The 20,994-nt window shown below is 41.6% G+C and carries 17 protein-coding genes; 12 read left to right on the top strand and 5 right to left on the bottom strand.

Annotated features, from left to right (window positions below; all coding sequences use genetic code 11):
* Positions 1–133 precede the first annotated feature (133 nt).
* From HJG39_RS10535 to tyrA, 4 genes are all read left to right on the top strand, one after another.
* Entirely contained in the window at positions 134–1,666 is a 1,533-nt protein-coding gene (locus tag HJG39_RS10535; protein WP_268409041.1) for an AbgT family transporter, read from the top strand.
* 111 nt (positions 1,667–1,777) lie between these two features.
* On the top strand, positions 1,778–2,683 hold the full coding sequence (locus HJG39_RS10530; protein WP_268409040.1) for an EamA family transporter: 906 nt from the start codon (positions 1,778–1,780) through the stop codon (positions 2,681–2,683).
* Between the two features lie 300 nt (positions 2,684–2,983).
* Positions 2,984–4,069 carry a 3-deoxy-7-phosphoheptulonate synthase gene (locus HJG39_RS10525; protein ID WP_268409039.1) on the top strand — a complete coding sequence of 362 codons (1,086 nt, stop codon included), beginning with the start codon at positions 2,984–2,986 and terminating at the stop codon, positions 4,067–4,069.
* An 18-nt stretch (positions 4,070–4,087) separates the two neighbouring features.
* Positions 4,088–5,224 carry a bifunctional chorismate mutase/prephenate dehydrogenase gene (tyrA, locus tag HJG39_RS10520; protein ID WP_268409038.1) on the top strand — a complete coding sequence of 379 codons (1,137 nt, stop codon included), beginning with the start codon at positions 4,088–4,090 and terminating at the stop codon, positions 5,222–5,224.
* Between the two features lie 176 nt (positions 5,225–5,400).
* On the opposite strand, the gene pheA is transcribed toward tyrA, so the two are convergent.
* From pheA to yciH, 4 genes are all read right to left on the bottom strand, one after another.
* On the bottom strand, positions 5,401–6,600 hold the full coding sequence (gene pheA / locus HJG39_RS10515; RefSeq protein ID WP_268409037.1) for a prephenate dehydratase: 1,200 nt from the start codon (positions 6,598–6,600) through the stop codon (positions 5,401–5,403).
* A gap of 234 nt (positions 6,601–6,834) precedes the next feature.
* Complete coding sequence (locus tag HJG39_RS10510; RefSeq protein ID WP_268409036.1) at positions 6,835–9,207, bottom strand: penicillin acylase family protein; 2,373 nt, start codon at positions 9,205–9,207, stop codon at positions 6,835–6,837.
* 175 nt (positions 9,208–9,382) lie between these two features.
* The gene (locus HJG39_RS10505; RefSeq protein ID WP_268409035.1) at positions 9,383–10,183 is read right to left on the bottom strand and encodes a response regulator; all 801 of its coding nucleotides are present in this window, start codon (positions 10,181–10,183) and stop codon (positions 9,383–9,385) included.
* 24 nt (positions 10,184–10,207) lie between these two features.
* The gene (gene yciH, locus HJG39_RS10500; protein ID WP_268409034.1) at positions 10,208–10,531 is read right to left on the bottom strand and encodes a stress response translation initiation inhibitor YciH; all 324 of its coding nucleotides are present in this window, start codon (positions 10,529–10,531) and stop codon (positions 10,208–10,210) included.
* A gap of 191 nt (positions 10,532–10,722) precedes the next feature.
* Between yciH and HJG39_RS10495 the strand changes: the two genes are divergently transcribed.
* Positions 10,723–11,040 carry an STAS domain-containing protein gene (locus HJG39_RS10495; RefSeq protein ID WP_268409033.1) on the top strand — a complete coding sequence of 106 codons (318 nt, stop codon included), beginning with the start codon at positions 10,723–10,725 and terminating at the stop codon, positions 11,038–11,040.
* 170 nt (positions 11,041–11,210) lie between these two features.
* The gene (locus tag HJG39_RS10490) at positions 11,211–12,857 is read left to right on the top strand and encodes an ATP-binding SpoIIE family protein phosphatase (protein WP_268409032.1); all 1,647 of its coding nucleotides are present in this window, start codon (positions 11,211–11,213) and stop codon (positions 12,855–12,857) included.
* Between the two features lie 269 nt (positions 12,858–13,126).
* Here the strand turns inward: HJG39_RS10490 and HJG39_RS10485 are convergent, their stop codons facing one another.
* On the bottom strand, positions 13,127–13,372 hold the full coding sequence (locus tag HJG39_RS10485) for a hypothetical protein (RefSeq protein ID WP_268409031.1): 246 nt from the start codon (positions 13,370–13,372) through the stop codon (positions 13,127–13,129).
* On the opposite strand from HJG39_RS10485, the gene HJG39_RS10480 reads away from it, so the two are divergent.
* From HJG39_RS10480 to HJG39_RS10455, 6 genes are all read left to right on the top strand, one after another.
* Positions 13,371–14,600: an ABC transporter permease subunit gene (locus HJG39_RS10480; protein WP_268409030.1), complete on the top strand. Its 1,230-nt coding sequence runs from the start codon at positions 13,371–13,373 to the stop codon at positions 14,598–14,600. The two genes, HJG39_RS10485 and HJG39_RS10480, sit on opposite strands and share 2 nt — an antisense overlap.
* Positions 14,600–15,682: an ABC transporter ATP-binding protein gene (locus HJG39_RS10475; protein WP_268409029.1), complete on the top strand. Its 1,083-nt coding sequence runs from the start codon at positions 14,600–14,602 to the stop codon at positions 15,680–15,682. Before HJG39_RS10480 ends, HJG39_RS10475 begins: the two co-directional genes overlap by 1 nt.
* Positions 15,683–16,772: 1,090 nt before the next feature.
* A complete protein-coding gene (locus HJG39_RS10470) occupies positions 16,773–17,270 on the top strand; it encodes a hypothetical protein (RefSeq protein WP_268409028.1) in 498 nt (165 codons plus the stop codon).
* A 44-nt stretch (positions 17,271–17,314) separates the two neighbouring features.
* Positions 17,315–18,691: a cytochrome-c peroxidase gene (locus HJG39_RS10465; RefSeq protein ID WP_268409027.1), complete on the top strand. Its 1,377-nt coding sequence runs from the start codon at positions 17,315–17,317 to the stop codon at positions 18,689–18,691.
* A gap of 13 nt (positions 18,692–18,704) precedes the next feature.
* Positions 18,705–19,715 carry a hypothetical protein gene (locus tag HJG39_RS10460; protein WP_268409026.1) on the top strand — a complete coding sequence of 337 codons (1,011 nt, stop codon included), beginning with the start codon at positions 18,705–18,707 and terminating at the stop codon, positions 19,713–19,715.
* A 208-nt stretch (positions 19,716–19,923) separates the two neighbouring features.
* Positions 19,924–20,913, top strand: a complete 990-nt coding sequence (locus HJG39_RS10455; RefSeq protein ID WP_268409025.1) for an NAD(P)/FAD-dependent oxidoreductase — start codon at positions 19,924–19,926, stop codon at positions 20,911–20,913.
* The last annotated feature ends 81 nt before the right edge of the window (positions 20,914–20,994 follow it).

Raw genomic sequence — 20,994 nt, 5'->3', positions numbered from 1 at the left:
CCCGCTTATAGCGGGCTTTTTACTATCTCAAGCAAAACAGTTGTCATTTCGATAGAGTCTGGCACACTCTAGCGCACTAGGGTCGATAATGACTCATTCTGCAAATAAACATAACAATAAATAAAGAGGAAGTATGGCAAGCAACTCCTTTGTAACCCGGGCCTTGGATAAGGTAGAAAGGGTTGGTAATAAACTCCCTGATCCAGCAGTAATATTCTTAATTAGTATGGTTATTGTTTGGGTACTTTCGGCACTTCTCGCTGATGTTAGCTTTACAACGATAGACCCTCGGACTCAAGAGCCCGTTATTGTTAATAACTTGCTTACGGGAGCCTCTTTGGCCGACTTTTTATCTCGCATGGTTGGTATCTTTACTGGCTTTGCCCCATTAGGAGTGGTGTTAGTCGCCATGTTAGGGGTTGGCGTAGCGGAACATTCTGGCTTTATCAATGCAGGTTTAAAGCGAATGTTAGATGCAACGCCTAAGCGTTTACTCACACCATCAATCATTCTGGTCGCTTTGGTGAGCCATACCGCAACCGATGCAGGTTACGTGTTAGTGATTCCTTTAGCGGGTGTGATTTTCTATGCGATGGGGCGTCACCCATTAGCAGGAATAGCTGCGGCTTTTGCTGGCGTGAGTGGTGGATTTAGTGCGAATTTTATTCCATCAGCAATCGACCCATTATTACAGAGCTTTACGCAAAGCGCTGCTCAAATTATTGATCCTAGCATTCAAGTGAACCCGCTGAATAACTGGTTCTTTAACTCTGCTTCAAGTTTGCTTATCGTTTGTTTAGGCTGGTATTTAACCGACAAAGTCATTGAGCCGAGATTAAAAGATACACCAATTGACGGCGACCCAGCAGAAATTCCCAAATTCGATAATTTGGATGCGCGTCAAACCAAAGCGTTAAGAGCCGCAACCGGCGTGATGGTGGCTGGTATTGTTGCGTTAGTCGCTATTCTTTGGCCTGATACTTCGCCTATGCGTGCGCCGAATGGTGAATTAACGTCTTTTGCTGCGCCCGTTATGCGCTCCATCGTACCATTGATTTTCTTGCTATTTTTGTTACCGGGTGTGGTGTATGGCTATATGGCTGGCACCTTCAAAACCAGCAAAGATGTGATTGGCAGTATGAGTAAAGCCATGGATAGCATGGCTTATTATATGGTTATGGCGTTCTTCTGTGCTTTGTTTATCGATGCCTTTGGTAAGTCGAATCTAGGCGCATTGTTAGCCATTGAAGGTGGTCAGCTATTAAAAACGCTTAACCTACCGAGTATGGTCACTATTGTTGGTCTTATCTTTCTGACCGCTTTCGTCAACTTGTTTGTAGGATCATCCTCGGCAAAATGGGCGTTGTTAGGTCCTATTTTTGTGCCAATGTTAATGCAGCTTAATATCTCACCCGATTTAACGCAGGCGGCATATCGCTTAGGTGACTCTTCATCTAACATCATTACTCCGTTAATGCCGTATTTTCCACTTGTTGTTGTGTATTGTCAGCGTTACGTAAAAGGCACAGGAATTGGAACATTATTGTCGTTGATGCTGCCTTATGCCTTTACCATTATTATCGCTTGGACGGCCTTCCTGTTACTGTATTGGGGTATCGGTTTGCCACTGGGTATCCAATCTAGTTATTTATACATGCCCGGTTGAGAACCTTCATAACAGCTACATTAAATTGATATGAAAGGGAGCTGAATCGGCTCCCTTTTTGTTTTGTAATAATGTGCGCGTTCCATTTCGTGTAAGAGGTTGAGTCGGAAAATGACAAAGCGGGATTTACTCATTGCTATTGCATTAATGTGTCTTTGGGGACTTAACTTTTCCGTTATTAAACTTGGAGCAGATCAAATCAACCCAGTGCTATTAACTGCGCTTCGATTCACATTTGCTGTCTTTCCTGCCATTTTCTTCATTGCAAAACCTAAGGTGCCTGCAAAGTATTTGGTTGCTTATGGTTTGTGTTTTGGTGTTGGTTTGTGGGGCATGATGACGTGGTCCATCAATCTTGGATTATCTGCGGGGATGGCTGGCATATTAATGCAGCTTAGCTTGGTCTTTAGCTTGATCTTGAGTTGGCTCGTTTTGAAAGAAAAAGTCGCTGTAAACAAGTTGATAGGCGCATTGCTCGCCATTGTGGGGTTGGCCGTGAGTTTAACGCTGCAAGATGGATCTGCACCAAAAGTCGCGTTGATCTTTGTACTATTCGGTGCGCTAAGTTGGAGTCTTGTGTCACTCATCGTCAAAATGTCGAATGTAAAGCAAGCGTTTGCCTTTAGTGTGTGGGGAATGGCATTTGCCCCTATTCCTTTGGTGGTGATTGCTTGGTTATTGCATGGCCCAAGTATCTTTATTGAATTACCAAGCAAAATGAACGCTACTGTTTGGTTTTCTGTTTTATTTCAAGCTTATCCCACAACCCTTTTAGGGTATTTGGTATGGAATAAGTTGGTCTTGAAGTACCCTTTATCGACGGTATCGTTGTTAACGACACTTGTCCCAGTGTTCGGCATGTTGGGGAGTGTTGTTATGTACAACGAGTCACTTAGCTCAACTAAATGGCTCGTTTGTAGTCTTATCCTTGCTGGACTATTCATTAGCCAAGCGAAGTGGCGGCGTTTCAGTGTTGGTAAACAAAAACGGGTTTCCGAATCAGAGAGAACACCCTAGTAAGTGCTGAAAAATGGCTTTTTTCAAAGGGAGCTGAAAATAGTGCTTGTACTTAAATTGTCATAATGATAGAAAGTCAAGCCTAGGTGCTTACATTAGCTGTTCGGGGCTGGTGTAATTGAGTAAAATAAAATTTACATACAGAGTGTGAATAGATGAAAAACCGCGAGTCCTATCGCTGCCCTCCTTATTATCACTATTATTGGTGAGACTACTTTTTGGCGCTTCATCAACGCCATCCGCCGCTCAGGCACCTTTCGATTCCCCAAAAAACAGCAATTTAAATTTAGGTTAAACAAAATGGCACATGTAGATAACATCCATGTTTCTTCGGAAAACGTCTTGGTGACACCGATGCAGTTGCAACAAGAGCTTCCGGTTAGCGAAAAGGCTTTAATGAGAATTGAAGCATCCCGCAACATCATTTCCGACATTATCCATCGTCGCGATCATCGCCTTTTGGTGATAGCTGGACCTTGTTCGATTCACGATATAGAGGCAGCAAAGGAGTACGCATTAAAGCTCAAAGAGCTACATGAAATGTGCAAGGACACACTTTATATTGTTATGCGGGTGTATTTTGAAAAGCCACGGACAACGGTGGGCTGGAAAGGGCTTATCAATGACCCCAACATTGATGGTACTTTTGATATTGATAAAGGTTTACGCAAAGCTCGTGAACTCTTAATTTGGTTGGCTGAGTTGGAACTACCGGTTGCAACAGAAGCGTTAGATCCTATTTCTCCTCAATATTTAGCAGAATTTTTTAGCTGGTCAGCGATTGGCGCAAGAACGTCGGAATCGCAAACACACCGTGAAATGGCGAGTGGTTTATCCATGCCAGTTGGTTTTAAAAATGGTACGGATGGTAGCCTCGATATTGCCATAAATGCGCTACGTTCAGCGTCTTCTGGGCATAGTTTTATGGGCATAAATAAATTGGGACAAGTGGCTATTATTAATACTCAGGGTAATGAAGATGGTCATATTATTCTTCGTGGTGGTAAACAGCCAAATTACGATTCTGTTTGTGTAGCCGAGTGTGAAACACAGTTGGAAGAAAGTCAGCTTTCTGCTGGTTTAGTGGTTGATTGTAGCCACGCGAATTCATCTAAAGATTACCGCAGGCAAGTGCCCGTTGCACTTAATGTCGTGAATCAAATATTGGAAGGAAATCAGTCAATTATCGGTATTATGTTGGAAAGTCATTTAAAAGAAGGCAACCAATCTAATAAAGGCAAATCGGTGGATGAACTTGAGTATGGGATGTCGATTACAGATGCTTGCATTAGCTGGGAAACTACCAAGACCTTAATGCATCAAGCGCGAGAAAAACTGATCACAGTATTACCAATGCGCTTAAACAAACGCAACCAAGTAGCTTAAACCTGAATGGGAAAAATCATGGCGGATAATATATTACAAACGTTGCGCGTGCAGATTGATGATATCGACAGCCAACTTGTGGACTTATTGGCAGCGAGATCACAGTTAACTAAACAAGTTGGAGAATATAAAAGTCAGGTAGGGTTGCCAATTTATGTCCCGAGTCGAGAAGCTGAACTACTTGAGAAGCGCAGGCAACAAGCACAAGAAAAGGAGGTTTCACCTAACTTAGTTGAAGATATTCTCCGCCGTGTCATGAGAGAGTCTTATCAAACCCAAAGCCACCAATATTTATGTGCTAATTCTGAGGCAGGCAAGGTGGTAGTTGTTGGCGGAAAAGGGGCGTTGGGCGGTTTTTTTGTGTCTATGTTTGAGCGCAGTGGTTATCAAGTAGAAGTGCTTGATAAAGATGACTGGGAAAGTGCTGGCAACGTTTTGAATAATGCAAGTTTGGTCTTAGTTTCTGTGCCGATACGGTTTACTCAAACGGTGATCAGTGAGCTAAGTCGTTTACCTCCATACTGTATTTTGGCTGATGTGACGAGTGTTAAATCTGCGCCATTAGCGTCTATGTTGGAGGTGCATCAAGGACCTGTCGTTGGGTTGCATCCCATGTTTGGTCCGAATATCAAAAGCATGGCAAAACAGGTGGTTGTGGTATGCGAAGGTCGTAAAGCGGAAGATTACAAATGGCTAGTTGATCAAATCGCTATTTGGGGAGCGGCGGTTTATCACACCACTGCACAGCAACATGATGATGCAATGGCATTCATTCAAGTAATGAGGCACTTTAGTAGCTTTGTATACGGTGCGCATCTTGCCAAAGAAAACCCGGATCTCGACCTGTTAATAGCATTAAGTTCACCTATTTACCGGCTGGAATTGGCGATGGTTGGACGTTTGTTTGCACAAGACCCTGTGTTGTACGCCGATATTATATTCTCCAATAATAAAGGCTTTGAGTTGTTGCAGCGTTTTTCCACTCGTTTACAAGAGTGTCTCACATTAGTTGAAAATGGGGATAAGCAAGGGTTTATTGATCAGTTTCATCATATTGCAGATTGGCTTGGAGATTATGCCAACGAATGTTTAAAAGACAGTGAAAAACTGCTGCAAAAAGCCAATGATGATCGCACGTTAAACACAGGGATTTGAATAACAAGTAAATGAGCCATTTGTTCAATGCGCTAAACGGTGTGGTGAAAGAAAAAACAAAATGAAAAGGCCGCTATAGATACCTGTTCCAAATTGTCAGTCTCTGTAGGTGACTGACAATTACACTCTATTATTTAGGGAGAACTGGCGGCCTTTGTCTATTCTTTCTTAAGCCATTAATTTTGCAAATTGCTCGAGTTTTCAGTCAGCGCTTTATAAACAGGCACTTTGGTATGTGTTACTTCTTCAATAGGGTAGCAACCTAACACCTTGAATTTTCTCGTCATTCCTTGAAGTTCCTCCAGTGCTTTTTGCATTGGGCCATCATCAGTATTACCGTCAATATCGAGATAAAACATTTCTTCCCAAGGATTCCCTGTGATTGGGCGAGATTCTAACTTGGTCATATTGATTTTATTGTTTTTAAGGACGATAAGGGCGTCAACCAAGGCTCCGGGTTTTTGAATGGTTGACATAACAACGGTAGTTTTAGCAGGAATTTGAATTGGCACTTTTACTGGCTTGCGTGCAACCACAATAAAACGGGTGTGGTTTTCACTTTGATTAGCCAAGCCTTGCTTAAGGGCGGTGAGTCCGTAGTTTTCTCCTCCTTGAACACTGCCAATGGCGGCAATATCGGAAGCGTTAGATTCACTTACGGTTTGCATGGCCGTGGAAGTGCTGGTGCAGGGGACCGTGGTAACATTTTCCAAAGATTCTGTGAATAGACGGCATTGAGCAAGTGCCTGAGGGTGCCCATAAATGGTCTTTATTTCATCTATATTTCCAGCACCTTTTACTAATAATGCATGTTCGATGGGCTGCGTTAATTCTCCAATGATGGATAAGCTTGTATGTTGAAGCTGGTCATACACTTCGTTAATACTGCCAGATGTAGTGTTTTCAATAGGTAAAACGGCGTAATCGGCTTCATTGTTTTCAACCTTTGCAATGACCTCGGAAAAGGTTTTGAACCCCATTTCATGCAATTCTCCGGGCTTTCTGGAAAAGTAACGCTGTGTCGCTAAATAACTATAACTGCCTTTGTTACCAAGGAATGCCACGCGATTTAAAGGTTGGTTTAATTCCGGGTTCGCTCTTTCTGCCAATAATGCTTGCTGGCTTAGCACGGAGTTTTCGATAATAACGTGGAAAATTCGGGTGACATAGTGAGGGTCTAGGTCTAATTTCGAACCTTGTTGGACTAGCGAAACAAGCAATTCTTCTTCACGTTTTGGATCGCGAACATCAACATGATTAGCAATTTTGTTTTCTGCAACCTGTTGTGTCAGTTGCAGACGCTTCGCCAACAAAGACAGCAATTGGGTATCGGTTGCTGAGATTTCTTTTCTGATAGTTTCTAAGTCAGTTGTCATTGCTCTGCCTGTAGGGTATTCCAATTTTCCAAAAAAAAACCTCCCAGAGTGGGAGGTTTCAGTATACGGCATTCAAGCGCGGTCCTCCCGGGTTAGGGTGAGGTAAAAAATAGAAAAAGCGCGTTGAATTTGTTCATAGCCCCAGAAATTATAATTTGATGGGAAAGTTGTCAATAAAAAGTTTTCGGGGCTAAAGTTTTCGGGGCTAAGGCAGCCCCGAATGCATGTGTTGGCTTATTGATTTGGCATAAGAGTGAGTTCATAGCGCCCTTTACCCGGAAGTAAAGGTGTTGGGGTTCCATTAAGCCAATCATTGTGCCCCGCACCAAAATAGGGGGATAAAGGGTGGGCGGCTTGGCTTGTCGGCATATGCAATATGGCATTTTCTTCATGCCCTGGAGCAACAACAATTCGTTGGGAGGCGCCAAATGCGCGTCCACTAACTCTAGGCATAAAGGTATCGCCTGATTGAGGTTGACGTTCCATATCGGTCAAGAGACCAAGAAAGGGAACAAATTGGCTAAGTGGGTGTTTGATGGCAACGCTATTGAACTCTCCCCAAGTCAGTTGCTTCCAGTCACCAAACTCATGATCAAGCTCGGCAAGAGAGTCCGTTAGTGCTTGTTCTAATAATGCATCCCAAGATGCAAAATTAGGTGGCAGGAGATGCTCAGGTTGCTTTGTAGCCAGTAAATACAGAGCGTTATCTACATAGCGCTGAGTCGATTTAAATTGGAAACTTTCATCCTTCGCTTTTAATTGCTTTACAAGGTGATTGAACATTAAGTCTTTCAGCTTTAATCGGAATTGGCGAACAAGCAAGTAACCGAGATCGTCTTTATTAGCGGAGTAACTCCAAGTATTCAGCTCTTTTAGAATTTGCTTTTTTTCTGGATGTTGTGATTTAGGTACAATGTGCTCAAGCATGAGCTTGTGCCATCGAGATAGAAAAATAGCGCGAGCATCAAGTTGAATTTGCAGTAGATCTTTTTCTGTAAAATGCGACTTAGCGAACAGTGCATCACGAATTTGTTTAGCTCTCGCACCTAAAGCATAACCGCCATCGCCAATCTTTTGGTACATGTCGCCACCGACTACGCGAGAGTTAGCGGTCCAAATTCGGTCATGTTCGGGGTTGATGATTTTGGGGTAATCATCGGTGGATAACTTACCTTGCCAATATTGTGAGCCATCGCTCCAATCAGAAATATAACGACCATCGTAACCATTACGCACCGGAATACTATTGGTGATGGTCCAACCAACATTGCCGTGCTTATCGGCAGCCACCATATTTTGGGCGGGCATTCCAAGAGAGGGAGCAAGTGCAAAAGCTTGTTCAACACTTTCGGCTTTTTCTAGCGCTAAAAAGTTAAGGTTTGCCGCGGTTTCATCATGAGCAACCCAGCGATAGGCTAGCAAGTTACCATCCGCTTCCTCGGCAATAACTGGGCCCCAAATTGTGGAACGGATGGTGAGTTTTTCGGGAGTCGCATCAGCAATTTGGATGGTTTCTGTACTAACGGTAAAATTTTTATATCCCTCAGGGGTTAAGTATTGTGTTTGCTCAGGGTTTGTTTTTAGGCGAATAACGTCGGACCAATCTCCATAACTGTTGGTATATCCCCATGCAACGTGAGTATTACTGCCAACCACTAAAATTGGCGCTCCGGGTAACGTCACACCAACAACTTGGTGTGATTTTCCCTTTTCTTGCCACTTTATATGAGCGCGATACCAAAGAATGGGGACTCGGATCCCTAAGTGCATATCGTCGGCTAACATCCCACTTTGATAAGGTGTGAGTGCGCCTGCAACGGCCCAATTGTTGCTGCCGGGCATAAGGTCTTCAGGTTCCATGTCATTTAGTGCTTGATATGCAAGAGTGGCGTTTTCATCTAACGGCCAAGTGCTTGAAGGAATTGGCGACATTGAGCCGATTGTGCCGTCAATAGGCGCATCCCATTGGCCGCCATTGGGGCGTAAAAACGCAAAAAGATCATCGGGCAAGTGCTGCTTTAACAAGGATATAGAGCGTTCACCAATGCCATTGTGCTCTTGTAAATCCAAGTACATGCTAAACACTGTGAGTAATGTATCTTCGGGTTGCCAAAGGCGTGGTGTTGCTCCGAGTAAATTATACTCGAAAGGGACGTTACCTAATTGCTGTAGCCCCTGATTTACGCCGTCTGTATAAGCTTGATAAATTGCTTGATGTTGTTCAGGAGCACGTTTAATCGCTTCTTGAGCACGTTTCCTGAATTGATGAAGACGGATTTGCTTATCTCGCTTGAGCGCTGCCTTGCCAAATAGAGCGGACAGCTCACCGGCAGAGTTACGGCGTTGTAGATCCATCTGAAAAAAGCGTTCTTGACCATGTAAAAAGCCCAGTGCTGCGGCTGCATCTGTGCGACTTTTAGCTTCAATCAGTGGGATACCTTGTGCATCTCGGGAAATCGATACGGCCTGAGAAATTCCGTTTAAAGGAAGTTTGCCTTCCAATATGGGCTTGCTACTTGATAACCAAACATAGCCGAAGGTAGCGACTATTATTAACAGCAATATAAGTGAGATGAATGTGCGTTTTATAATTTTTGTTACCAGCATAAACTACTCCATAAGCACCGCAATCAATCCAAGTTAGGTAGTCAAACTAAATCAAAATTTGAACATGTGCAATGTGTTAGGTGAGATTGCGGCGGGGGATGATTTATTAAAAAAACGACGGCGTTGTTTTCAACAACCGTCGTTTTTTAACAAGCACAAGAAGCCTTTTGTGGTACTACTCGCTCAACAGTGCCATAAGCATGCGACGTACTTCTTGGGGTTCAAAAGGCTTATCACATAGAGCGTTAACGCCAGTTTGTTGGATGTTGCTCATTTTCGCACTGTCAGCAGCTTCCGACGTGACCATGATGATAGGAATGTGAGCGGTATTAGGATTGAAGCGAATAAATTCTGAAAGTTCTCTTCCATCCATTTCGGGCATATTGTAATCGGTAACAACTAAATCAAACTCTTCATCCTTCAGCAAAGTCAGGGCCATTGCACCGTTTTCTGCTTCTTTAATACTTTGCAGGCCCATATTTTCTAATACTCGGCGAATATGGTTACGAGCAAGGCGGCTGTCATCAACGACCAAAACACGAACTGATTTAATATCAAATAAGTCGAGTTCTACTTCTTCTTCGTTAATTAAGTCTAAAGAGGTTTTTAACGCTCGATGCAGGTGAGCCGGTTGAAAAGGTTTAGGCAAAATAGCAGCAATGCCTGCTTGTTTGAACTCTTCTAGGCGTGATACACGAGTTTCGCTCGACACTAGCATGAAGGGAGTTGATTGAAGCTCTGACGCATTTTTAATATCTTGTAACAGTTCTAATGCTGTGCCATCTTCAAAATACATCGCGCTGACGACTAAATCTGCACCATGAGAACGTAAAGCAGTTTTGGCTTCCGCGACAGTCGAAACGGCGTCAATTTCGCCAACTTGCTCTTTAATTAGCAAAGACGTGATTATCTTTCTTTGCGTGTCTGAAGGTTCAACTAATAAAATGTGTAAATCAGAAAGCGTTACGTTTTCCATTTTTCTTCCAGTTAAGAGAGGCTTTTAGCCTCCAGCCAATTTTACGCTAAGACCTTGTTTCTCGAGCTTTTCTTTTATCTTTTCCCTGTTGTCACCTTGTATCTCGATGACGCCGTCTTTCACTGCGCCTCCAGTGCCACACAGCTTTTTCAGGTCTTTAGCGAGTTTCTTAAGGTCAGGATCGGGTAAGCTTAAGCCGGTAATCGTTGTGACCCCCTTGCCTTTACGTCCTTTCGTTTCCCTTCTTATTCGAACGATACCATCACCTTTTGGTGAGGGTTGATGTTGACTTTCGTCGGGGCTAACCCGTCCAGATTCGGTACTGTATACCAAGGGATTGTTTTGCATTCTACTATACTATTGTCTACTTGCTATTTGACTCAGATTCTATGAAAAAACAAACATGATATATACGTTTAGATTTATCGATACACGATAATTTTAGTCGAAAATGTATAGTATGTGAGTCCTTTTATGCACGTTGCTTTTAATGTGGTACAAAACGTAACTCGCTGGCTTACTTAATTTAGGAAATATTTATGGGGCTTTCTAGATATTTTTCAGAGGATGGTGTGCAGCTAATCATTGCTCTGGATAAGACATTTAATTTTAATATGGTCAATGAATTTCGAGACGCGTACAGTGAAGGTACAAGTGAAATTAAAAAAATCACTATAGACATGGAAAAAACACAGTACATAGATAGTTCTGCGCTTGGTTTGTTGCTGAACATGCATAAGAGTATGGAAGGGCAAGTGTCTTCCTTTACTATCTGTAATGTGGGGTCTAAGGTGGCAAAGATTTTTGAGATTTCTCGCTTCGACAAAAAATTTGAGATAATCGAGGCCGAGAGTTAAGTCGGACAAAGCCATGTTTTAAAAAGGATACCTTTGGGGTGTTTAAATTCCCCCAAAATTAGTGCAAGATGCCAGTAACTGGTGGCATCGTTCGTTGTCCTATGTTGTTAAGCCTTCCAAGTAGTTAGGTGCTTAACGTGATTTTCATGCCCAACTAGGTCCCGTATTACATGCGAATTCTAATTGTTGATGATGAATCAATTAATCGTTTCCTACTTCGTCACATGCTTGAAGAAGAAGGCTTCACCGAGATTTATGAAGCGGAAGGGGGAGCACAAGCGATAGAGATGTTCCCAGATGTCGATCCTGATTTAATCTTGCTTGATGTGGTCATGCCCGATGTTGATGGGTTAGAAGTTGCCAGAACCGTGAAAGGGCAATCTGAAGATCAGTACCTCCCTATTATATTTATTACGTCGCTGGATGATGAAAGTAGTCTGGCTCGCTGTCTGGATGCGGGTGGTGATGACTTCGTTTCAAAGCCGTTTAATAAAGTTATCTTGTCTGCAAAAATCAGTGCTCATGCCCGAACCCGCAAAATGGCCAGCGACATTTATGAGCAAAATATAGAACTGCTTTATCATCAAAATAACATCAAGCGTGAGCATGCTATCGTCGAGCATATTTTCAAAAATGTGTTAACTCTTGATGAAGACTTAACACAATATATTGACTATCAGCTTGCACCAGCAAGCCGTTTCAATGGTGATTTATTGCTAATCGAGCGTAGCCCAAATGGTGGCTTATATATCGTGCTCGGTGATTTCACGGGGCATGGATTGGCGTCCGCTATTGGAGCAATTCCTATATCCAAAGCATTTCAGAGTGTGTCCAAAAAGGGGCTCACCGTATCAGAAATGGCCAGTATTTTTAATAAAACCCTTTTAGACTTTCTACCAGCAGACATGTTTTTTGCGGCTGCTATTATTGAGGTTTCGGACAACGGTCGTTTACTGGATGTGTGGAATGGTGGATTACCGAACTTTTTACTGGTCGATCCATATGGAAGAGTGAAAAAGCGTTTCAAATCTCAACATATGGCATTGGGCATTCTAGAAATGAGTGATTTTGAATCGCTATCCGAACGTTATGATGCAGAGCTTGGTGATCGTTTTATTGGGTTCACCGATGGCGTAATTGAAGCTCACAACGAAGCGGGTGAAATGTTAGGGGAAGAAGGGTTCGAAGAATGGATTGTTGAACAACCCAAAGCCCCCGTCGCGGAGTTAGCCGCGCGCCTTGCAGGATATGATTCCTCTGATGTACAAAGTGATGACATTTCTTTTGTAAGTTATACGTGCCAATCGTTAGGTTTTGAGAAAAAACTACATAAAAAGCCAGTTATTCCTTTTGAACTGGTACTGGATTTGGACGCTGAGCAGATCAGAGAATCAGATCCGGTTTCTGAAATTATTACTATTTTGAGTGGAAATCCCGCTTTTAGCGGCGTGCGCTCAACGTTATTTACCGTGCTAAGCGAGTTATATAATAATGCTCTAGAGCATGGCATTTTAGGGTTGGAATCTCATCTTAAAAACACGCCTGAAGGCTTTATGGATTACTTTGATATGCGTATGGAGCGTGTTGAGTCACTTCGAGAAGGGCATATTCAGATTCGACTTAAATATGAAATTGAACCGAATCGTTTCTTATTGGAAGTTAAAGATTCCGGGAAAGGGTTCGATTTAAGTGATGTTGCTTCTAGCACCGACACCGACCAACATCACGGCAGAGGTATAGGCTTAGTTAATGAATTAACAGACGAATATACGTACTCAGAAAATGGCACACGTGCCCATGTGATTATAGCCATCTAATCATTTAGTTTTCCTATTCTTGTTGTATGCGCTGGCATGATTCGTTCTTTCCAGCGCCCCTTAACCCACCTACTGATCCTTTCATCAGCATTATACGGTTGATATTTCCTTAATTTTACTGACATATTTGTGAGGAAATTTAACCTGAATGTGTATTATAATGCTCTCTTCGGGTGTCAGTGATAACACATTTCTCCATTGCTAATTGTGTTTAAATAAGCCTGAGCCCTAAAGCGCGAACTGGCAGTAAACCGCGTCAATATTTAATTTCAGATAACCAAAGTGAGCCAGTCCGTGTTGTTGATAAGCCAATGGAAATATTCTGCCTTATTATTCGCTGCATTGATGCTGCTACCATTGGTTGCATTCACCTCTGTATGGGTTTTCTCTGAATGGGAGAGCATAGGCACAACGCAAATAGATGCGTTCATACTGTATTCTTGGAACGCGTTGATTCTGCTTTTAGGCGTATTTTTCGGATGCATCATCATTGGAACATGCAGTGCTTGGTACATGGTGAGATACCAGTTTCCATTTCGCGATTTCTTTCAGTGGGCTTTGTTACTGCCTTTAACAATCCCAGGATATGTTAAAGCCAATGGTCATGTTGACTTCTTACCTTTTCCGCCTTTATTAACAGCTATTAGCATATTTACGCTGACGTTATTTCCAGTCGTATACTTATTTGCTCGTTATGCGTTTCTGATTCAATCTGGCAATCTGCATAAAGCATCAATAAGTTTGGGAGTAAGCCGCTGGATTCATCTTACTCAGATTGCACTGCCTATGGCGTTACCTTTCACTGTGTTAGCCGGCTTGTTGGTGATGTCAGTTAGCGTATTTGATATAGGAGTGGTTTCTTTTTTATCTGTTGAAACATTGGCAATGGGTACTTTTCAAGCGCTAGACAATAAAAACATCGTGTTAGGCGTTTCTTCACTCGTGTTCCTCCTTGTACTTTTTGTGGTTTTATTTTTGCCCTTTGTAAATTATTTGTTAAAAAAAGACCGATATTGCCCGTCAGGTGAAGAATCTATACCAATTTCTAGAGAAATTTTGAGTAAAACTAAGGGGGGTTTAGTTACCGCTTTCTTTGCTTCCTTACTTATCATGGGGTTCATTATTCCAATTTCACAACTGCTTCTTTGGGGGGCGAAAATAAAATGGGAGTACTCCAACGCTAGGTCTATTTTCGAATTGTGGAGTAATCTCGCGCTTGTTCTGGTTGTTGCATCGGTTGTTGTATTGGTGACATTGGCGAGCCTTGTGGTGAGGAAGTCGAAAGCGCGTTTAGTACGTTTAACCACAGTAGTAGGTAAAGTGAGCAGGGTTCTCCCATTTATTGCGGTGGCTGTGGGAACAATAATCTTGCTTGCTTACTGGGAGGGGGATGTGTTGTCGGCCTTCCTTTTAGCTTACTGCCTTCATTATGTCGGTATCATTACATACGTCGTTTTTATCATGCTTGAACAGCTAGAAGTCTCTCAGCTTAGAGTGCTAACCCACCATGGGAACCCTCAATATATTCAGTTGATCAGCACACTTTTAGCGAAGATGTTCAAAAAAGAAAATGGGATAGTCATATTGATGATTCTGCTGGTATTGGTTCGTGACTTGCCGGTTGCATTCGCGTCAATAGGTCATTCGGATTGGGTATATTTAAGTGCAATGAGCATGGTGATAATAGGGAGTATTCCCGTTCTATTTTTAATATGGAATACGCGAAAGCAAGGAGTGCGATAATGCTACGTCTGGATAATGTGACTCTTCAACTAAGCGACAACACCTTTATCGATGATTTGAGTTTCAACGTCAATTCAGGAGTGATGGTGAGCTTGCTAGGTGAGGACATCGCCAGCAAACAGGCCATTATTGAAGCAATTTCAGGATTCAGTTCTATTAACTCAGGCCAGATCATTATCGAAGGGCAAGTAGTTGCAGCCCAAGGTAATCAAGTTAAGCCTCATCAACGAGGAATGGGAGTCGTGTTCTCGGATTTGGCTCTGTTTCCTCATTTAACGGTAGAACAAAATATTGCTTTTGGATTGTCGACAAATAACGCCAAGGATAAAACTCGCAAAATAGCGGATATATTGACCGAACTAATGCTAGATGCACACAAATTGAGTCACATTAACGCCTTGTCTGCGGAACAAAAGGTTCTCGTTGCTTTTGCACGAGCGTTAGCGACGGAACCGAGCGTTGTACTACTAGAAGACATTTTCTCTCGGGTTAACGCAAACGAGCGTCTTAAGCTAATCCAAAAAATACGAAATGTTCTTAAGTCTGGAAACATTGCGGCAGTGCTTGCTACTCAAGATCCACAAGATGCCTTTGCATTTTCAGATGTCATGGGTGTGATTCAACACAGAAGATTATTACAGTGGGACGAGCCTGCAACATTGTATGAGCAACCCAAAACGCAAGCCATTGCCGCCTTGCTTGGAATCTGTAGCTTCATAAAAGCAAAAGTGCAGATTAACGAGGATCATTGTGAACTTTTAACCGAACTCGGCGTGTTAACAACCCATTTACAGCCTAATCTATTTAATGGACAAATTGTTGAGATTTTAATAAGACCTTTCGATATTAATATTAAAAGATTAATCAGCTCTGATGAGGGTCGAGACCCACAAGAACTAACCGCTAAAATCGGTAAGATAATTAACCGAATTTACAATGGATCGGTCATTCAATATGAAGTGGAGTTAGCGGTAAGCAGGTCTATTGTTACCCTTTATTCCCACCTTAAATATAATTTTAGCCAAGGTGATGTTATTGAAATGGGATTGTGTATTAAAAAGCCCAAGGTCTTCCCTCTGTAGTCATTTCGTTCTTTTTCGTAGTGCTTGTCATCTGGGGATAGGCGCTACATCGCCAATAAAATTAACCCTTTGCGTTATTCGGCAATTTTAGTAAGCGTTTTCATTTATATTGAGTGCAAAGTTAATTGCGTAGTATCATGATATTACTTTCTCTCTATTTAAGAATTTATGTCTTAATTAATACCGTAATATTAATAATTAGATCGTGGTTTTCAGAATTTAAAAGTGATATGTAGAAAGTGTTATCAAATATATTTGGAACAATTGTTAACAAAATTGTTAAATTTAATTTTCAAAATAAAGTATATATATATTGCTATTTAATGACAGTCTCTTACTTAAAACAGATAATGTGTCATTTATTTGTAGTAATTACTTATTTATAAAATCATATTTATCTATTGCTATTTTCCATTTTCCCTTCTTTATTTACACTTCCTTTTTGAGTGGATTTTTGGCTTTCTGTATGGTGCTTGTAGGCTGGATTTGTTTTGCCATATGTGACATTTTTCTCAAAAGGGAACGAAAATATTTCATTTAAATAAAAATTTGTATCGTCAGTGAATTGTCGATAACTTACCGTTCAATTACATATTTTTACTCTTGTAGAGCCTATGTTAAAAGGGTTTGTAAGAAAAAAGGTAAGTTCTGAGTACGCCTCAATTTGATAAAAAAGATAAAAATCTTCACGCCGGACTGGTAAAGATATGGATATGATTTAGAATAAGGAGTAACAGTAGTCTCGATTAATGGAATATCACCTCATGGAAGAACAGCTAATCCCATCTAAAGCCAATAAAATCAAAGCTTATATTAAAATTAAATGTATATATAAATATATATTATAATTTTGAGTGAATATATATTGTCAACTTAACTCAATTTTGTTCAACGTGTTGTTATATAAGGGATATGGCATTTCATAGGATGTGATGCTAGTTGAAAAATTAGACTTTACCTTCTCAAAAAATACTCCTTTTCAAAAATATTTGAATCTATTTAACAATATCTCTCTATCTTTTTTCTGGCTTTTTGATAACCTGTTTAGGTAAAATAATTTCTGAGGTTAAATGGTGAGGTGGGAAACAACATGAGATCTGGAATTGGCTTGTTTAAGGGAAAAATATTTTTAAGCGCTGTTACCTTGTTTTTGGCTTCTGTACAGTTTTCAGTTTCAGCTAAAGGTGAGGATTCTAATCTCGAGGGTAAAGAGGATGCAGTAATGACCTTCAAATCTGAAAGTCATGACCTAGCTATTGAAATTCAAGGGAAGCGTCACTTTCTTGCGCTAAACAAGATTCAGCACTGGGATGTTGAGGTCGCGCAAATTGACGGTGAGGCTTTTAGTGAGGTGGAAATGGTGTTCGACGGTGGTATGCCTTCGCATGGTCACGGTATGCCAACAACACCTAAAGTCATGAAACAAACTGATTCGGTATTCGTCATTAAAGGAATTAAGTTTTCGATGCCGGGTGTTTGGGAGTTGTATTTTGACATAAAACGTGGTGATACCAACGTTAGGTTAACGCTGGAGATAGAGCTTCACTACGGGAAAAAATTGAAAATTTTGTCTGCTCGCTTTTCTTAAGTTGTAGATGTGGAAAGAGCTTGAACGTTTAAAGGAATTGAATAATGAGATCGCATCCACTTTTAACGCTTTGCGTAACAGCTCTGATTGGGATAATCGGGCTAATTGGCATCTTAAATATTGCTTTCCCTGAAGGAGAAGGCGGCACAATATGGGAAGAACAAGAAGTTGCTATATTACGAACTCTTGCTATTCCGCAAAATATTATGGAGCAGTCTTACGAGTCGTTGACTAATCGTTACGCTGGAGTAGAAGAAGCAGAGCGTTTTGGGCATCGATTATTTTTTGATGAAGACTTGAGCATTAATCGAGAGCGTTCGTGTGCCAGTTGTCATCATCCAGAAAAAGCATTCACTGATGGTTTGCCTACGCCTATATCTGAAGCTGAACCGATTACTCGTAACACGCCAACTATTGTTGGTTCAGGGTTGTCGGCATGGCAATTTTGGGATGGTCGCAGAGATAGCTTGTGGTCTCAAGCGCTAGAATCATTAGAAAGTATGAATGAGCACGGGACGCCAAGAACATTAGTGGCTTTGCGTGTTGCAGAAAAACATAAAGAAGAATACGAAGCCGTTTTCGGCACGTTACCAGATTTTTCTGATAGTCGTCGTTTTCCACCTTTTGCTAGCCCTGATTCAGGTGTTCAGGATAGTGATGTGTTGTGGGCGCAAATGTCAGAAGAAGATCGGGAGCAAGTGAACCTTGTATTTACCAACGTGGGAAAAGCGATTGGAGCGTACGAGGCGAAATTGGTCCCGGCCCGAAGTCGTTTTGACGAGTATATTGCTAGTTTGAATGACCAAGGGGAAGTCATGGAAGGGCACAAATCCGCGCTTAATCAAAAAGAGATAGCGGGATTGAAGCTATTCATGGATGAGGAAAGTGCGCAGTGCATTAGCTGTCACAATGGACCAATGCTGAGTAGCTTTGAATTCAAAGCAATTAATGCACCAGATGGCTCTGATGAACACACTGATCGCAAAGACATCGGTCGAAAAGAAGGTGTAATTAAGCTTTTAGCACAGGAATTTAACTGTAAAAGCAAGTTTAGTGATGCGACACCCGAAATGTGTGATGAGCTAAATTTTGTTAAAGCAGATGGAATGGAGCTGGAAGGCGCATTCAAAGTTCCTACGCTAAGAAACGTTGCATTAACAGCACCTTATATGCATTCAGGTGTCTTCAACAATCTTGATGAAGTGCTTCAGTACTACAACCGTCCAATGATAGAAAAGGGGGTACATATTGATGTTGAACCTCTCAAACTTGTTCCGCATCAGTTGGAACAATTGGAAGCTTTTCTAATGACACTAAACGGTGGTATCGCAGTGGAAAAAGAGTGGCTTCAAGCTCCTCCAATGGAAGGCGTAAAACAAAATAAAAAGTATGCAGCAGAAACCAGCTCAATTAATTTTTAGGGTGTCATAACCAATGAAAACATCAATCCTACGTATTTTTACTGGCTTGTTAGCCTTATTGTCATTCCAATCCTTCGCGCATGTTCGTTGGTTTGTGCCTGTTGGTACTGAACTACCTAAGATGAGCCTGCCTATGGATTGGATCGCCGCATTAATCTTATTTGGTGGAGCAGGATTTGTTGTCTCTGTTCTTGTGATTGCCAAAATAGGTCAAAGCAGTCAACGCTTTGGTAACGCATTATTCAACCAATGGAATGATAAACATAATATTGGTTGGTATATCTTATTCGGCCTTGTTAACCTTCTGTTTTTACACAATTTATTGTTGGGAGAATTTTTAGGTCCTCACTTCTTTATTTCTCATGAAAGAATTATCGTGGGAGTTGTTTTACAGTCGCTTGTGTTAATAGGATCGGTAATCTCTTTAGCTTTTACTGGGTTGGTGCTGTTTGCGATTGCTTTGGTATCGTTGCTTTTCTTCTCCTTTGAAAGTGGTATTGACTACTTTTTCGAAATGGCGAGCCTTGGATTAGCCTACTTCTTCATTTCTACCCGTATTAGTCAGTTTGATCGTGGCATGTTTGCTCGTTTTGGCTTAGACAAGCTGAAACATTATGCACCAATTGTTTTGCGTATTGGTCTTGGGGTTCAGTTGTTAACGTTGGCGATACATAATAAATTTTATGAGCCTGCCGCAACGTATTTCTTCCTTGAAGAACACCCTTATTATAATTTCCCTAACTTCTTCGGATGGGAAGACTTTACGCATTTGCACTTCGCTCTTGCAGCCGGAACCTTTGAATCATTGTTTGGCATTATGCTAACACTTGGTTTAGCGACGCGTTATGTGTTGCTTGTTATTGCCTTCTTCTTCGCATCAACCGGTGTTATTTCTGGCCTTGATGAGCTAATGGGGCATTTACCTATCTTTGGTTTTGTTGCTGTCCTGCTTGTTTATGGCGACACTGGATTTGGCTTGAAGAAAAGCGACGAAGCACATGACGCAATGCCTGCCGCAGCCTAAGTTATCAAGACAAAAACAAATGTTTTAAAATGTGAAGTCGACCAAGTTTTGGTCGGCTTCTTTTTTTGGGCTTAACCTATTCATTTCTGAGTTTATCGATTCGTTCTTTCTTACCAAAAATCTTTTCATAATTTCCATTGGCTTAACAAGATTTCAGAGTCTATTCTTAACCTTTAATGTGAGTGTTTTTTCTTGGTACAGACAACCAATGACTTTTGTTGGGGAATCCCTGCCCGGTGCAGCATTACCGCTTTTAGATCGTATTGGTATTGCTAATTTTGAACATTGGTTATCTTCAGACGCTTACGATGTCTGTCGAGGCAATGTGTCTGCTTGGGGAGGTGATAATTGGGTTCGAAATGATGCTATTCAAAACCCCCAAGGAGGCGGTTGGCACCTTAATCGCCGTGCATTTAACAATGCGTTATTTGAATTAACATTAGCGCGATTAGTTGAGCACAAGGAAGCAAAAATAACGGTTGTAAATCGCACTTCTCAAGGATGGAATGTTCAGGTTAGTTGCGAGCAAGAGGCACTGACTTGTCGTTATCTTATTGATGCGTCAGGAAGAGCTTCCGTTGTCGCAAAATTGTTGGGTTTGAAAAAGTGTCATTTGGATCGCCAAATGGCTTCCGTAGCTTGGGTTGAATCAGACGCATCCGATAAAGAGAAAGTCACGCGGATAAAATCAGTAAAAGATGGATGGTGGTATAGCGCTCGATTACCCATGTATTCCGAGAAAGGTCTTTCGATTCGAGTGATCGCTAAGTTTTCATTACAGAAAGAGGCTAAAGTCTTAACTGATGTTTATTGCTTTTTAGAGGCGTTGAACCAATCTTCGTGTTTACCCGTTTCATTTTCGCCACGGCAATTACAAGCGCCTATTTTACTCGCGGACGCTAGCGTTTCTCGCCTTATACAAGCGGAAACCTATTCTGACTTTATTGCTGTTGGGGATGCTATCTTGAGTCTTGACCCGTTATCGTCGCAAGGAATTTTCTTTGCCTTGTATAGTGGCATTAGAGGTGCTGAGGCGATAATCAAGACGCATCAAGCTACTGAAAGCGCAATTGCCCTCGTTGATTATTATGCCGCAGTGCAAGAGGTATTTGATAAGCATCAAGGCGCTCGTCGACTTTATTATGCGATGGAGCACAGGTTTCCCGATGCTGAGTATTGGCGTATAAAAGTGCGCTAACCACATTGTTTCTTTGTACGATTTTTTAGTGCTCATCCATTTTTAAGTAATTTTTTGCTTCTTTTAGCCACGCTTTTTGAG

Source organism: Alteromonas sp. a30, assembly GCF_026788005.1.
Classification (GTDB): Bacteria; Pseudomonadota; Gammaproteobacteria; order Enterobacterales; family Alteromonadaceae; genus Paraneptunicella.
Note: the sequence above shows the minus strand (reverse complement) of the source record. Positions and strands in the feature narration are given on the sequence as shown.

Coding starts and splice junctions, on each gene's coding strand:
- HJG39_RS10535 (WP_268409041.1), top strand. CDS start 134: ATGGCAAGCAACTCCTTTGTAACCCGGGCCTTGGATAAGGTAGAAAGG.
- HJG39_RS10530 (WP_268409040.1), top strand. CDS start 1,778: ATGACAAAGCGGGATTTACTCATTGCTATTGCATTAATGTGTCTTTGG.
- HJG39_RS10525 (WP_268409039.1), top strand. CDS start 2,984: ATGGCACATGTAGATAACATCCATGTTTCTTCGGAAAACGTCTTGGTG.
- tyrA (WP_268409038.1), top strand. CDS start 4,088: ATGGCGGATAATATATTACAAACGTTGCGCGTGCAGATTGATGATATC.
- pheA (WP_268409037.1), bottom strand. CDS start 6,600: ATGACAACTGACTTAGAAACTATCAGAAAAGAAATCTCAGCAACCGAT.
- HJG39_RS10510 (WP_268409036.1), bottom strand. CDS start 9,207: ATGCTGGTAACAAAAATTATAAAACGCACATTCATCTCACTTATATTG.
- HJG39_RS10505 (WP_268409035.1), bottom strand. CDS start 10,183: ATGGAAAACGTAACGCTTTCTGATTTACACATTTTATTAGTTGAACCT.
- yciH (WP_268409034.1), bottom strand. CDS start 10,531: ATGCAAAACAATCCCTTGGTATACAGTACCGAATCTGGACGGGTTAGC.
- HJG39_RS10495 (WP_268409033.1), top strand. CDS start 10,723: ATGGGGCTTTCTAGATATTTTTCAGAGGATGGTGTGCAGCTAATCATT.
- HJG39_RS10490 (WP_268409032.1), top strand. CDS start 11,211: ATGCGAATTCTAATTGTTGATGATGAATCAATTAATCGTTTCCTACTT.
- HJG39_RS10480 (WP_268409030.1), top strand. CDS start 13,371: ATGGTGAGATACCAGTTTCCATTTCGCGATTTCTTTCAGTGGGCTTTG.
- HJG39_RS10485 (WP_268409031.1), bottom strand. CDS start 13,372: ATGTACCAAGCACTGCATGTTCCAATGATGATGCATCCGAAAAATACG.
- HJG39_RS10475 (WP_268409029.1), top strand. CDS start 14,600: ATGCTACGTCTGGATAATGTGACTCTTCAACTAAGCGACAACACCTTT.
- HJG39_RS10470 (WP_268409028.1), top strand. CDS start 16,773: ATGAGATCTGGAATTGGCTTGTTTAAGGGAAAAATATTTTTAAGCGCT.
- HJG39_RS10465 (WP_268409027.1), top strand. CDS start 17,315: ATGAGATCGCATCCACTTTTAACGCTTTGCGTAACAGCTCTGATTGGG.
- HJG39_RS10460 (WP_268409026.1), top strand. CDS start 18,705: ATGAAAACATCAATCCTACGTATTTTTACTGGCTTGTTAGCCTTATTG.
- HJG39_RS10455 (WP_268409025.1), top strand. CDS start 19,924: ATGACTTTTGTTGGGGAATCCCTGCCCGGTGCAGCATTACCGCTTTTA.